Consider the following 13,499-nt stretch of genomic DNA (forward strand, 5'->3'; position numbering starts at 1 on the left):
CTGCCGGGGCTAGCGTGGCTCCAATTCCGGCGGACGAGCGCCCCGGCCCCCGTGCGTCCACCGTGGCCACAGGCGGGTTTGCGCGGCTGCGTCCACCACATCTCAGGAGGAACATTGAGGATCACACGCAAGGCTGCCCTCGCGTCGGTCGCGACGGTCAGCGTGCTCGCGCTCGCTGCCTGCTCGGGCGCCGACGAGGGCGCCGACGGCGACGACGGCGACAACGCGGGCATCAACACCGACACCGCGATCAACATCGCCTGGAACCAGCCCTTCTCGTCCTTCAACGGCGAGAGCATCACGGGCAACGCGACGGCCAACAACATCATCACGTACATGGCCAACTCGCGGTTCAACGACTACAACACGGACCTCGAGCTCGTCATGGACGAGTCGTGGGGCACGTACGAGAAGACCTCGGACGACCCGCTGACCGTCACGTACACCTACGCCGACACAGCGAAGTGGTCGGACGGTGTCGCCGCCGGTCCGGCGGACCTCCTCCTCGAGTGGGCCGCCCAGAGCGGCAAGTTCAACAACGTCGAGCCGGAGTACGACGAGGAGGGCAACGTCACCAACCAGGAGGCGCTGGACGCGGGTGTCTACTTCGACGCCGCGAGCCCGGCCGTCGCCCTGATCACGGAGACGCCCGAGATCGACGACGCCTCCATCACGCTCGTCTACTCCAAGCCGTACGCCGACTGGGAGGTCGCGATCGACAACAACCTCCCCGCGCACATCGTGGCGCAGCGTGCCCTCGGCATCGAGGACCCGGCCGAGGCGACCGACGCGCTCGTCGCCGCCATCACGGACGAGAACGTCGAGGACCTCTCCAAGATCGCCAAGGTCTGGAGCGACGACTGGAACTTCGCGTCCCTGCCGGACGACCCGCAGCTGCTGGTCACCTCCGGTGCGTACACGATCACGGAGTTCGTCGAGGAGCAGTACCTGACGCTCACGGCCAACCCCGACTACGAGGGCGACAAGGGCGCGGTCTTCGAGAACGTCACCATCCGCTACAACGGTGACCCGATGGGCCAGGTCCAGGCGCTGCAGAACGGTGAGGTCGACCTCATCAGCCCGCAGTCGACGGCAGACGTCCTCACCGCGCTGGAGGCCATCGACGGCCTGACCGTCGAGACCAACGTCGAGGGCACGTACGAGCACGTCGACCTGCAGCAGGGCAACGGCGGCCCGTTCGACCCCGCGACCTACGGCGGCGACGCCGAGGTGGCGCACAAGGTCCGCCAGGCGTTCCTCAAGACCATCCCGCGCGAGAAGATCGTGTCGGACCTCATCGTCCCGCTGAACCCGGACGCCGAGGTGCGCAACTCCTTCACGCAGGTCCCCGGCTCGCCGATGTACGACGGGATCGTCGCGGCGAACGGCCAGTCCGAGCAGTACGCCGAGGTCGACATCCCGGGTGCGCAGTCGCTGCTCGCCGAGGCCGGCGTCCCGGGCATGCAGGTCCGCCTGCTGTTCGACCCGAACAACACGCGTCGCGTGAACCAGTTCGAGCTCATCAAGGGCTCCGCCGCCGAGGCCGGCTTCGACGTCGTGCCCTACACGGTCCAGACCGACTGGGGCACGGACCTGTCGAACGCCACGTCGTTCTACGACGCGGCACTGTTCGGATGGCAGTCGACCTCGACCGCCGTCACCGACTCGGACGCGAACTACCGCACCGGGGCGACGAACAACTACTTCGGGTACTCCAACCCCGAGGTCGACTCGCTGTACGACGACCTGCAGACCGAGACCGACCCTGCTGAGCAGGAGCGGATCCTCAGCGAGGTCGAGACCCACCTCGTCGACGACGCCTTCGGCGTGACGATCTTCCAGCACCCGGGTGTCACCGGGTGGAACCCCGAGAAGATCGGCAACGTCCAGAAGCTGGGGATCGCGCCGACGATCTTCTACGGCTTCTGGGAGTGGACCGCCGGCGACGCGGCCACCGAGGACGCAACCGAGTGACGTCTCGGGCCCCGGCGCACCCGCGCCGGGGCCCGAGCGGCTCACCGCACGACGAGGGCGCCGAGGGTCTGCGCGGCCCGCGGCGCCCTCGTCGTGCGGTGAGCCGCTCGGTGCGCCCCTCCCACTGGTCCCGCACCGGCCTGGACGTCACGGGATACGATCCCGGACGACCGGCTTCCCGTCACCCTCGAGGTAGCCCCCCGTGCTGAACTTCCTCATCCGCCGCACAGCGGCCGGGATCGCCACCCTCGTCGTGGCGCTCTTCCTCATGTACCTGCTCGTCGATCGGGCGATCGACCCGCTGCAGGACCTCATCGAGAGCACCGCGCCCAACAAGCAGCAGCTCATCGACCAGCGCATCGCCGACCTGAACCTCGACGTCAACGTGGTCGTCAGGTTCTTCGAGTGGTTCGGCAACCTGCTGACCGGTGACCTGGGGACCGCCTGGCGGTCCGGCCGGGCGGTCGACAGCCTGCTGACGCACGCGATCGGCTCGACGCTCGAGCTCGTCACGGCGGCCACGGTCCTCGCCGTCGTCCTGGGCGTCACCGTCGGCATCGTGTCCGCGCTGCGCCAGTACAGCGCGTTCGACTACGTGATCATCTTCCTGTCGTTCCTGCTGTACTCGCTGCCGTCGTTCTGGGTCGCCGTCCTGCTCAAGCAGTGGGCCGCCATCGGCTTCAACGACTTCCTGCGCGACCCCGTGATCGCGTGGCCCGTGATCGTCGGGGTGTCGCTGCTCGTCGGCCTGCTGTGGTCGCTCGCGATCGGCGGCAGCCCCGCGCGTCGCCTGCAGGTCCTGGGCCTCGCGTCGGCGGCCAACCTCGCGATCCTGGCGTACATCCAGCTGACGGGCTGGTTGGAACGGCCGCAGATCGGCCCGGCGCTGCTGGCCGTGCTGGGTGCCGGCACCGCGTTCGCCGTCGTCGGCGTCTTCGCCGGCCTGCACAACCGCCGCGCGCTGTGGACGGGGCTGACGGTCGTCGTCCTCGGCGTCGCCCTGTACTTCCCCGTGCAGGTGCTGTTCGACTCCGTCGTGGAGTCGCACTGGGTGATCTTCGGCCTGGCCGTCCTGACCGCGGGCCTCGGCTACCTCGTCGGACGCCTGTACGGCGGCCCGGACTGGCAGCTGTCCGCCCGCACGGGCGCGGCGGTCGCGCTCATCATGGGCGGCCTGGTGTTCGTCGACCAGGTCATGCAGGTGTGGAAGCCGTACTTCGAGGCGCTGGACGGCCGGCCCATCCCGACGTTCGGGGACCGGACGCCGAACCTCGGCGGCAACTACTGGGTGCAGGTGCTCGACTCGTTCACGCACCTGGCCCTGCCGACGGCGACCCTCGTGCTCATCGCCTTCGCGTCGTACACGCGCTACTCGCGCTCGAGCATGCTCGAGGTGATGAACCAGGACTACATCCGCACGGCCCGCGCCAAGGGCCTGCCGGAGCGGCTGGTCATCGTCCGGCACGGGTTCCGCAACGCGCTGATCCCGCTCGCGACGGTGGTGCCGATCGACGTCATCACCCTGCTCGGCGGCGCGATCATCACCGAGGCCGTGTTCGCGCGGCCCGGCATGGGTCAGCTGTTCGTCCGCTCGCTGGAGGACGCCGAGATCGAGCCCGTCATGGCCTACCTGCTCGTGACCGCGAGCCTCGCCATCCTCGCCAACATCATCGCGGACATCGTGTACGCGACGATCGACCCCCGGATCCGGTTGGACGCATGAGCACCCCGATGACACCTCCGTCCGGCTCGCCTGCCGAGGACGAGCACGTCGAGAACGAGATCGAGCTCAAGGAGGTCGCGGGCCTCTCCCAGGGGCAGATCGTCCGGCGGCGCTTCTTCCGTCACAAGGGCGCGATCCTGGGCCTGGTCATGCTGGGCGCGACGACGCTGCTCGCGCTGAGCTCGGTCGGCGTCGGGCCGCTGCCCGGGTGGTGGCAGTGGACCCCGTACGAGACTCCGTCGGTGCAGGACGCCGGCCGGCCGAGCCTGGCGCTGCCGACGTGGCTCGGCGGCACCGGCTTCATGCTCGGCGAGCACCCGTTCGGTCAGGACGAGATCGGGCGCGACATCTTCGCCCGCGTCATGGCCGGCGTGCAGACGTCGCTGATGGTGATGGTCGTGATCGGCGGCGTGTCCGCGGTCATCGGGATCCTCGTGGGTGCGGCGTCCGGGTTCTTCCGTGGCCGCTCGGACACGGTCCTCATGCGCCTGACGGACCTGGTGATCACGGTCCCGACGCTCGTCATCGGCGCCGTGGTCGGCAAGATCGCCGGCGGGGTCAGCGGCCTGGTCTTCGCCATCGCGATGGGGCTGATCCTGTGGACGACGCTCGCGCGCCTCGTCCGTGGCGAGTTCCTGTCGCTGCGCGAGCGCGAGTTCGTCGACGCGGCGCGGGTCGCCGGTGCGAGCAACGTGCGGATCATCTTCAAGCACATCCTGCCGAACGCGATCGGCACGGTCATCGTGTCGGTGACGCTGCTCATGAGCGCGGCGATCCTGCTCGAGACGGCCCTGTCGTTCCTCGGGTTCGGCATCCAGCCGCCGGAGATCTCGCTCGGCCAGCTCATCAACCAGTACCAGCAGGCGTTCGCGACGCGGCCGTGGCTGTTCTGGTGGCCCGGCCTGTTCATCGTCATCATCGCGCTGAGCATCAACTTCATCGGTGACGGCCTGCGCGACGCCTTCGACCCGCGCCAGAAGCGCATCCCGTCGGAGCGCAAGATGGCCAAGGCCATGGAGGCCGACGCCTCGGCGGCCCGCGCGATCACCTCGACGGTGCGCCCCGGTGACGACGTCCGCAACGCCGGCACCGGCATGGGCTCGTGATCCAGGCGCAGCCCGGCACCGACCGGGACCGCTCAGGAGGTGGCGAGCACGACGCCGCTCAGCGCGACCAGCGCGACGACGGCGGCCGCCGTCGCCACGTGCACGCGCCGCGTCGTCGTCAGCCCGAGCTCGACGCGCACCCGCTCCGCACCGTCCAGGTGCCCGGCTCGGACCAGCGCGTCGTGGCGTGCCTCGATCGCGGCGCCGACGCTCTCGGCCGTCGCGCGCAGCGAGCGCACGACGGGGCCGTCCGGTGGCACGGTCGTCGGTGCGTCCGGGTCGTCGCTGCGCCCGGCGCGCAGCATGCGGGCCGTGGAGCTGGCGCGCGGTGCGGCGAACGCCGTGACGTCGCCGTCGGCGGTGCGCACGACCAGCGACCAGCCGTACTCGACCTCGCGGTACGTCGGCCAGGGGATGCGCACGGTGCTCAGCACGTTGCGCACGACGACCTCGCCGTCGGACACCTCGACGCCGGGCACCCAGAACAGCGCCCCGACCACGACCACGACCAGGCAGACGAGCGGCAGCGCGCGCAGCGCCTCGCCGGGCCCGTCCTGCACCGTGACCGCGACCAGGGCGATCAGACCGATCGCCGCGGCGGCGGCCGTCAGACCGCGCCCGTAGCCCGACGTGAACTCCTGCGTGGCACCCACGTGACCATGCTCGCAGACCGGCACCCCGCCGCCCCCACCGGGTCGACGGCACGGGTGCAGGAAGGACGCTGAACGGTGACCCTCGACACGCCTCCCGTCCCCACCCGCACCGACGAGCCCGTGCTGTGCGTCCGGGACCTCGGCGTCGACTTCTACGTCGACGGCACCTGGTACCCGGCGGCGGCCGACGTCAGCTACGACGTGCACCCCGGTGAGGTGCTCGCGATCGTCGGCGAGTCCGGCTCCGGCAAGACGCAGTCGTCCATGGCCCTGCTCGGGCTGCTGCCGCCCAACGGCCGTGCCCGCGGGTCGGCCAAGCTGGACGACCGCGAGCTCGTCGGGATGCCGCGCAACAAGCTGCGCCGCATCCGCGGCAAGGAGATCGCGGTGATCTTCCAGGAGCCGATGACCGCGCTGAACCCGGTCTTCCCCATCGGTTACCAGATCGTCGAGACGCTGCGCGCGCACTTCGAGATCGGCCCGGCGGAGGCACGGCAGCGCGCGGTCGAGCTGCTGCGGCTGGTCGACCTGCCGGACCCGGAGACGCGCGTCGACGCGTACCCGCACCAGCTCTCGGGTGGTCAGCGGCAGCGCGCGATGATCGCGCAGGCCCTGGCGTGCGACCCCAAGCTGCTCATCGCGGACGAGCCGACCACCGCGCTCGACGTGACGGTCCAGGCCGAGATCCTCAAGCTCATGCGCGACCTGCGCGAGCGCATCGACGCGGGCATCGTGCTCATCACGCACGACATGGGCGTGGTGGCCGACATGGCCGACAAGATCGTCGTGATGAAGGACGGCCGGATCGTCGACCAGGGCACGACGCTCGACGTCTTCCGCAACCCGCAGCACCCGTACACGATCAAGCTGCTCGACGCGGTGCCGCACCTGGGCCGCGGCTCCGGCCGCACGGCCACGACGACGGCGGTCCCCGTCGACGCGCCGGCCGACGCACCCGCCGGCACGTCGGACACCGACGAGCCGCTCGCCCTCGACGCCCACGACCTCGTCATCGAGTACCCCGGTCGCCGTCGCACGCCGACGTTCCGGGCCGTCGACGGCGTCTCGCTGCAGATCCGCCAGGGCGAGGTCGTGGGGCTCGTCGGCGAGTCGGGGTCGGGCAAGACGACCATCGGCCGCGCGGTCGTCGGTCTGCTGCCCGTGACCAGCGGGTCGCTGAAGATCGTCGGCCAGGACATGGTCGGCGCGTCGAACAAGGACCTCAAGCCGCTGCGGACCAAGGTCGGCATCGTCTTCCAGGACCCGGGCTCGTCGCTCAACCCCCGCCTGCCGATCGGCGAGTCCATCGCGGAGCCGCTGCTGCTGCACCGCGGCGTCAAGGGGCAGGCGGCGCAGCGCGAGATCGAGCGGCTGCTCGACCAGGTCCGCCTGCCGCGTGCCATGCGCAACCGCTACCCGCACGAGCTGTCGGGCGGTCAGCGCCAGCGCGTCGGCATCGCGCGCTCGCTCGCGCTCGAGCCGCGCCTGCTGGTCGCGGACGAGCCCACGTCGGCCCTGGACGTGTCGGTGCAGGCCGCGGTCCTCGACCTGTTCCAGGAGCTGCAGCGCGAGCACGGGTTCGCGTGCCTGTTCATCAGCCACGACCTGGCGGTCGTCGAGATCCTCGCGGACCGCATCGCGGTGATGCGCAACGGCAAGCTCGTCGAGGTGGGCGACGCCGCGCAGGTCGTCAACGAGCCGCGCGACCCGTACACGCAGCGGCTCATCGCCGCGGTGCCGGTGCCGGACCCGGAGGTGCAGCGCGAGCGTCGCATCGCCCGCGACGCCCTGCTCGAGGCGCAGCACGCCGAGCTCGTGGCGGAGGAGGCGCGGCACGCGGTCGACGCCTCGCGGCACGACCGCCGCGGCATCGACGAGGTCGACAACGAGCGGACGCACGGCACCGGCGTCTGAGCCGCGCCGCGCGCACCGCCGCGCAGACCCGCACGACGCCCGGTCACCGCACGGTGGCCGGGCGTCGTCGTGCCCGGTGTGTGCCCATGCGGGACGCGCCGCCCGTTTCGCGGCTCTCGTGGGGTTCAGTCCGCGCGTCCGCGCGCCGATGCACGGGTGGGCGTGGCAGGGTCCGGACGAGGACCGGGGCGGGTGCGGACGTGGCGTGGGAGGCGGACGGGTGAGCAGCACGACGGTGCGGGCGACGGTCGGCGCAGGACGGGACGCGTCGCGGTTGCGGCGGCGTGACGCGCGTCGGACGGCCGGGGCGGTGGCGCTGGTGCTGGGCCTCGGCGCGACGGCGGCGTGCACCACCGAGCCCGAGGACCCGTCGCGGGCCGGCACGGTCGTCGTGTCGGCGGACCTGCCGTTCGCCTCGCTCAACGGGGCGACGGCGGCGGGTCGCGCACCGGGCAGCGTGCTGGTGCGCGGGCTGGTGCAGTCGGGCTTCACCGTGCTCGCGCTCGACGGGACGGTGACGACGGACCCGTCGTTCGGCACGGTCGAGAAGGTCGCGGACGCGCCGCTCACCGTGCGCTACACGATCGCACCGACGGCCACGTGGTCGGACGGCGTCCCCGTGACGCCCGCGGACCTGCTGCTGGAGTGGGCGGCCCGCAGCGGGCAGCTCGACGAGGTGGTGCCGCAGCCCGGTCCCGACGGCCGTCCGGGCGAGGTGCCCGACGACGTCGTCGCGTTCGGCGCGACCTCGGCGGTCGTGGCCCGGGCGTCCGCGGTCCCCACGGTCGACGGCGCGACGGTGACCGTCGTGTACGACACCCCGGTGGCCGACTGGCTGCCCGCCCTGGACGTCAACCTGCCGGCGCACGTCGTCGGCCGGCTGGCGCTCGACCCGGACGCGCCCGACCTCCCCGCCGCACGGGACGACGCGTCACCCACGTCGACCCCCTCCGCGTCCCCGGCGGACGCCGCCGACGGCACTGCGACGCCCTCCGCGACGCCGACCGCGGACGCCACCGTCGAGCCGACCGCCGGACCGACGGCCGAGCCGACGGACACCCCGACCGGCGACGCCGTCGAGCAGGCGACCGCGTGGGCGCAGGCCGTGGTCACGGCCGTGCAGCAGCAGGACCGCGCGGCGCTCGTGCCGCTCGCGCAGGTGTGGCGTGCGGCGGGGCGGACGGGCGACGTCGCCGACGACCCGACGCTGACCACGACCACCGGCCCGTACGTGCTGGCGCGCGTCGACGCCACCGGCGTCGAGGCCGTCCGCAACGACGCGTACACGGGGGACGGGCCCGCGGCGTTCGACCGGGTGCGCGTGCGGACCGACCTCGACCCGCTGGCCCAGGTCGACGCGCTCGCCGCCGACGAGGTGGACGTGGCCGCGCCGCTGAGCACGCCGGACGTGCTGGCGGCGGCCGAGGCCCTCGAGGACGTCGCGCTGCGCACCGACGGCGACGCCGTGCTCCAGGTGGTCCTGCAGCAGGGTGGCGGCGGCGTGTTCGACCCGGCCACGCACGCGTCCGCCGCCGACCCCGCGGCCGTCACGGCCGCGCTGCGCACCGGGTTCCTCGCGAGCGTCCCGCGCGAGCAGGTCGTGGCCGACGCCGTGCGCCCGCTGTGGGCGCGCGGCGAGGTCTCCGACGTCGTCGCCGCGCAGGTCGGCCCCGCCGCGCCCGGCAGCACGCCCGTGGACGACGAGGACGCGACGCCGGCCCCGCCGGACGAGCCGCTCACCGTCCGGGTGCTCACCAACAGCGCCGACCCGCTGCGCGCCACGGCTCTCGAGCTGCTCACGGCCGCCGCTGCGGACGCGGGGTTCGAGGTCGTGGCCGTCGCCGCGGACGACCCCGCGCAGGCGCTGCGCACCCGCCCGGAGGACTGGGACGCCGCGCTCGTGCCCGTGGTGCAGGAGGACCTGCCCGTCGCGGGGTTCGTGACCCGCTGGCGCAGCGGGGGAGCCACCAACGTCACGGGGCACGCCGACCCGGCGCTCGACGTGGTGCTCGACGCGCTCGCGGCGCAGACCGACGCGCAGGACGCGGCCGACGGGGTCACGACGGTCTCGGACGCCCTGCGGGCCGGGGGCGCGGTGCTGCCGGTGGTGCGCACGCCCGTGCTCACGGTGGCGGCCGCGCGCGACGCCGAGAGCGACCCCGGCCTGCCCGTCGTCGCCGACGTCCCGGTGCTGACGCCCGCTGCGGCGGACCTCACATGGTGGTGGGGCTGGACACGACGGTAGGATGGGACGCTGCGCCGACGCCCGGCGCGCCCCCAGCCTCCTGAGATGAGCACCCGCATGCCCGCAACCGACCAGGCCACCGGCGCCGCCGTGCGCTCCGACCTGCGCAACGTCGCCATCGTCGCGCACGTCGACCACGGCAAGACGACCCTCGTCGACGCGATGCTCTGGCAGTCGGGTGCGTTCGGTGCACACGACCACGTGGACGAGCGGGCGATGGACTCGGGCGACCTCGAGCGCGAGAAGGGCATCACGATCCTCGCGAAGAACACCGCGATCCGGTACTCCGGACCCGCAGCGGCGAAGGCCGGCGAGCCCGACGGCATCACGATCAACGTCATCGACACCCCCGGTCACGCCGACTTCGGCGGCGAGGTCGAGCGCGGGCTGTCGATGGTCGACGGCGTCGTCCTGCTCGTCGACGCGTCCGAGGGCCCGCTGCCGCAGACGCGCTTCGTCCTGCGCAAGGCGCTCGAGGCGAAGCTCCCGGTGATCCTCGTGGTCAACAAGGTCGACCGCCCCGACGCCCGCATCGACGAGGTCGTGCACGAGGCGACGGACCTGCTGCTGGGTCTGGCCTCCGACCTGCACGAGGACGTGCCGGACCTGGACCTCGACGCGATCCTCGACGTCCCCGTCGTCTACGCAGCCGCGAAGGTCGGCAAGGCCTCGCGCACGCAGCCGGCCGACGGCGAGATGCCCGACAGCCCGGACCTCGAGCCGCTGTTCGCGACGATCCTCGAGAAGATCCCGGCGCCGACGTACGACCCGACCGCGCCGCTGCAGGCGCACGTCACCAACCTCGACGCGTCGCCGTTCCTCGGTCGCCTGGCGCTGCTGCGCATGTACAACGGCACGCTGCGCAAGGGGCAGACCGTCGCGTGGGCGCGCCACGACGGCACGCTGCAGAACGTCCGCATCACCGAGCTCCTCGAGACCAAGGCGCTCGACCGCGTGCCGACGGACGAGGCCCGGCCCGGTGACATCGTCGCGGTGGCCGGCATCGAGGACATCACGATCGGCGAGACGCTCACGGACCCCGACGACCCGCGGCCGCTGCCGCTCATCACGGTCGACGACCCGGCGATCTCGATGACGATCGGCATCAACACGTCCCCCCTGGCCGGCAAGGGTGGCAAGGGGCACAAGGTCACGGCCCGCCAGGTCAAGGACCGCCTCGACCGCGAGCTCATCGGCAACGTGTCGCTGCGCGTCCTGCCCACCGAGCGTCCGGACGCGTGGGAGGTGCAGGGCCGTGGCGAGCTGGCCCTGGCGATCCTCGTCGAGCAGATGCGTCGCGAGGGCTTCGAGCTGACGGTCGGCAAGCCGCAGGTCGTCACCAAGAAGATCGACGGCAAGGTCCACGAGCCGACCGAGCGCATGACGATCGACGTGCCCGAGGAGTACCTGGGCTCGGTCACGCAGCTGCTCGCGCAGCGCAAGGGCCGCATGCAGACCATGAGCAACCACGGCACCGGCTGGGTGCGCATGGAGTTCATCGTGCCGGCGCGCGGGCTCATCGGCTTCCGCACGCGGTTCCTCACGGACACCCGCGGCACGGGGATCGCGTCGTCCATCGCCGAGGGGTTCGAGCCGTGGGCGGGCCCGATCGAGACGCGCGTGAACGGTTCGCTCGTCGCGGACCGCGCGGGTGTCGCGACGCCGTTCGCGATGCTCAACCTCCAGGACCGCGGCGCGTTCTTCGTCGAGGCCACGGCCGAGGTGTACGAGGGCATGGTCGTCGGCGAGAACGCGCGCAACGAGGACATGGACGTCAACATCACCAAGGAGAAGAAGCTCAACAACATCCGCTCGTCGACGTCGGAGTCGTTCGAGAACGTGGTGCCGCCGCGCAAGCTGACGCTCGAGGAGTCGCTCGAGTTCGCCCGCGAGGACGAGTGCGTCGAGGTCACGCCCGAGGTCGTCCGCATCCGCAAGGTCGTCCTCGACCAGACCGACCGTGCCCGGACCACCGCCCGCAACAAGAAGGCCTGACACCGCGCGACCATGACCGGAGGCCTGCTGGCGGTGCACGCGCACCCCGACGACGAGTCCCTCGCGACGGGTGCGCTGCTCGCGACGTGGGCGGCCGACGGCCGCCCCGTCACGGTGGTGACCGCGACGCGCGGCGAGCGCGGCGAGGTCATCGGGCGGCGGTGGGCGCACCTGGCGGGTGACCCGGCCGCCCTCGCGGACCACCGCGAGGGCGAGGTCGCGGCGGCGCTGGCCGAGCTCGGCGTCCACGACCACGGCTTCCTCGACGAGGCCGTCGCCGCGGACGTGCGGTACGAGGACTCCGGCATGGCGTGGGTCGGCCCGGGCCGGGCGGGGGAGGTCGACGACGTCCCGCCCGGCGCGTTCGCCGTCGCGTCGCTCGAGGAGGCCTCGCAGGCGCTCGCGCGCGTGCTGCGCTCCCGGCGCCCCGCGGTGGTCGTGACGTACGAGCCCGGCGGCGGTTACGGCCATCCCGACCACGTGCGTGCGCACGACGTGACGCTGCACGCGCTCGAGCTCGCCGCGCGTGAGGGTGACACCACCTCCCCGGCGCACGTCGTGCCCGTCGTCCTGTGGTCGGTGGTCGGGCGCTCCACGTTGCGCAGTGCGCGGACGGCGCTCGCGGGCGAGGCCGTGCTCGCCGCGCTGGGCGCCACGATCGCTGGGCTGACGCTGCCGGACCCCACCGCCGAGCCGCCCGCGATGGCCGTGCCGGACGACGACGTCGACGTGCTTGTCGACGTCGCACCGGTCCGCGCGCAGCTGCTGGCCGCCCTGCGCGCACATGCCACGCAGGTCCAGGCCGTGCGCCCGGTGGACGGCGACGACACGCTGCTCGGGTGCTACGCGCTGAGCAACGCCGTGCTGGCGGCGGTGCCGACCACCGAGGCGTACCGCTACGCCCCGGGCAGCCTGCGCGCCGCAGAGGCCGGCGTGGCCTGGCCCGTCGGTGTGCGACCGGTAGCCTGAGCGCCGTGCAGCCGCCCACCGCCGCGACCCTCTGGCGCGCCGTCGCCGCCCTCGCCGCCGGCGTGTTCGCCGGGATGCTCGGCACGGTCATGCACCGGGCCCTGCGCCCCTGGGGTCTGGTCGTCTGCCTGCTGCTGGTGCTGGTGGTCGCGCTGACCGCGCGCGCCTGGGCCGGCTGGTTCGGGTACGTCGGCAGCGCCGGGGGCACGCTGATCGCGGTGCAGGTCCTCGCTGGTGGCGGGCCGGGAGGCGACGTCCTGGTGCCCTCCACGGACCTGTGGGGCTGGGCGTGGGCGGTCGGCGCGGTCCTGGCGGTGACGGCCGTGGCCTTCGTGCCACGCCGCTGGGTCGAGGACGAACGGCCGACGACGCCGTGACGGCGCACGCGTGACCGAGCAGGGCGTCACGTCGGACGCGTTCCGGGCGGTGGCCGCCCGGCTCGCCGCGGGCGTCGTGGTCGTGTCCGCGGTGCGCCACGGGGTCGCGCACGCGGCGACCGTGAGCTCGGTGGCGTCGGTGTCGCTCGATCCCGCGCTCCTGCTGTTCTGCGTCCACGTCGACGCCCGGCTGCGGGACGTCCTCGACGACGTCGACACGTGGGCGGTCTCGGTCCTGGCGGACGACCAGGCCGACGTCGCCGACTGGCTGGCGTCGCCCGGGCGCCCGGCGGTCGGCCAGCTCGACCGCGTCTCGCACCGGCCCGGCCCCGTGTCGGGTGCCGCGTGGATCGACGGGGCGGCCGCCTGGTTCGACTGCCGCACCGAGGCGGTGCACGCCGCGGGGGACCACGACGTCGTCATCGGCCGTGTGCTGGCGGCCGGTGAGGGGTCGGCTGTCGCCGGTGCCCTCGTCCACCTGCGAGGACGTGTGCGCACCGTCCGCTGACGGGGCCTGCGCGGGGGCGTCGGGCGGGGTGCGTC

At 72.9% G+C, this 13,499-nt stretch carries 10 protein-coding genes; 9 read left to right on the forward strand and 1 reads right to left on the reverse strand.

Annotation, left to right across the window (positions count from 1 at the left end):
• The first annotated feature begins 114 nt into the window (after window positions 1-114).
• From OKX07_RS05470 to OKX07_RS05480, 3 genes are all read left to right on the forward strand, one after another.
• The gene (locus tag OKX07_RS05470) at window positions 115-1,974 is read left to right on the forward strand and encodes an ABC transporter family substrate-binding protein (RefSeq protein WP_265630842.1); all 1,860 of its coding nucleotides are present in this window, start codon (window positions 115-117) and stop codon (window positions 1,972-1,974) included.
• A gap of 202 nt (window positions 1,975-2,176) precedes the next feature.
• Window positions 2,177-3,697 carry an ABC transporter permease gene (locus tag OKX07_RS05475; protein ID WP_265630843.1) on the forward strand — a complete coding sequence of 507 codons (1,521 nt, stop codon included), beginning with the start codon at window positions 2,177-2,179 and terminating at the stop codon, window positions 3,695-3,697.
• The gene (locus OKX07_RS05480) at window positions 3,694-4,803 is read left to right on the forward strand and encodes an ABC transporter permease (RefSeq protein WP_265630844.1); all 1,110 of its coding nucleotides are present in this window, start codon (window positions 3,694-3,696) and stop codon (window positions 4,801-4,803) included. Before OKX07_RS05475 ends, OKX07_RS05480 begins: the two co-directional genes overlap by 4 nt.
• Window positions 4,804-4,835: 32 nt before the next feature.
• Here OKX07_RS05480 and OKX07_RS05485 read toward each other — a convergent pair whose 3' ends face one another.
• Window positions 4,836-5,456 carry a hypothetical protein gene (locus OKX07_RS05485; protein WP_265630845.1) on the reverse strand — a complete coding sequence of 207 codons (621 nt, stop codon included), beginning with the start codon at window positions 5,454-5,456 and terminating at the stop codon, window positions 4,836-4,838.
• 75 nt (window positions 5,457-5,531) lie between these two features.
• Here OKX07_RS05485 and OKX07_RS05490 point away from each other — a divergent pair, with 75 nt between their 5' ends.
• From OKX07_RS05490 to OKX07_RS05515, 6 genes are all read left to right on the forward strand, one after another.
• Entirely contained in the window at window positions 5,532-7,370 is a 1,839-nt protein-coding gene (locus tag OKX07_RS05490; protein WP_265630846.1) for an ABC transporter ATP-binding protein, read from the forward strand.
• A 220-nt stretch (window positions 7,371-7,590) separates the two neighbouring features.
• Window positions 7,591-9,615: an ABC transporter substrate-binding protein gene (locus OKX07_RS05495; protein WP_265630847.1), complete on the forward strand. Its 2,025-nt coding sequence runs from the start codon at window positions 7,591-7,593 to the stop codon at window positions 9,613-9,615.
• Between the two features lie 45 nt (window positions 9,616-9,660).
• Window positions 9,661-11,610: a translational GTPase TypA gene (gene typA / locus OKX07_RS05500; protein ID WP_416220828.1), complete on the forward strand. Its 1,950-nt coding sequence runs from the start codon at window positions 9,661-9,663 to the stop codon at window positions 11,608-11,610.
• Between the two features lie 12 nt (window positions 11,611-11,622).
• The gene (locus OKX07_RS05505; protein WP_265630848.1) at window positions 11,623-12,579 is read left to right on the forward strand and encodes a PIG-L family deacetylase; all 957 of its coding nucleotides are present in this window, start codon (window positions 11,623-11,625) and stop codon (window positions 12,577-12,579) included.
• A gap of 5 nt (window positions 12,580-12,584) precedes the next feature.
• Window positions 12,585-12,956 carry a hypothetical protein gene (locus OKX07_RS05510; protein ID WP_265630849.1) on the forward strand — a complete coding sequence of 124 codons (372 nt, stop codon included), beginning with the start codon at window positions 12,585-12,587 and terminating at the stop codon, window positions 12,954-12,956.
• A gap of 10 nt (window positions 12,957-12,966) precedes the next feature.
• A complete protein-coding gene (locus OKX07_RS05515; RefSeq protein WP_265630850.1) occupies window positions 12,967-13,464 on the forward strand; it encodes a flavin reductase family protein in 498 nt (165 codons plus the stop codon).
• Window positions 13,465-13,499: the final 35 nt, after the last annotated feature.

It is taken from the genome of Cellulomonas sp. S1-8 (genome assembly GCF_026184235.1).
Classification (GTDB): domain Bacteria; phylum Actinomycetota; class Actinomycetes; order Actinomycetales; family Cellulomonadaceae; genus Cellulomonas.

Bases quoted from the DNA above. Each gene is read 5' to 3' on its own strand.
- typA (WP_416220828.1), top strand. From the start codon at position 9,661: ATGAGCACCCGCATGCCCGCAACCGACCAGGCCACCGGCGCCGCCGTG.
- OKX07_RS05480 (WP_265630844.1), top strand. From the start codon at position 3,694: ATGAGCACCCCGATGACACCTCCGTCCGGCTCGCCTGCCGAGGACGAG.
- OKX07_RS05505 (WP_265630848.1), top strand. From the start codon at position 11,623: ATGACCGGAGGCCTGCTGGCGGTGCACGCGCACCCCGACGACGAGTCC.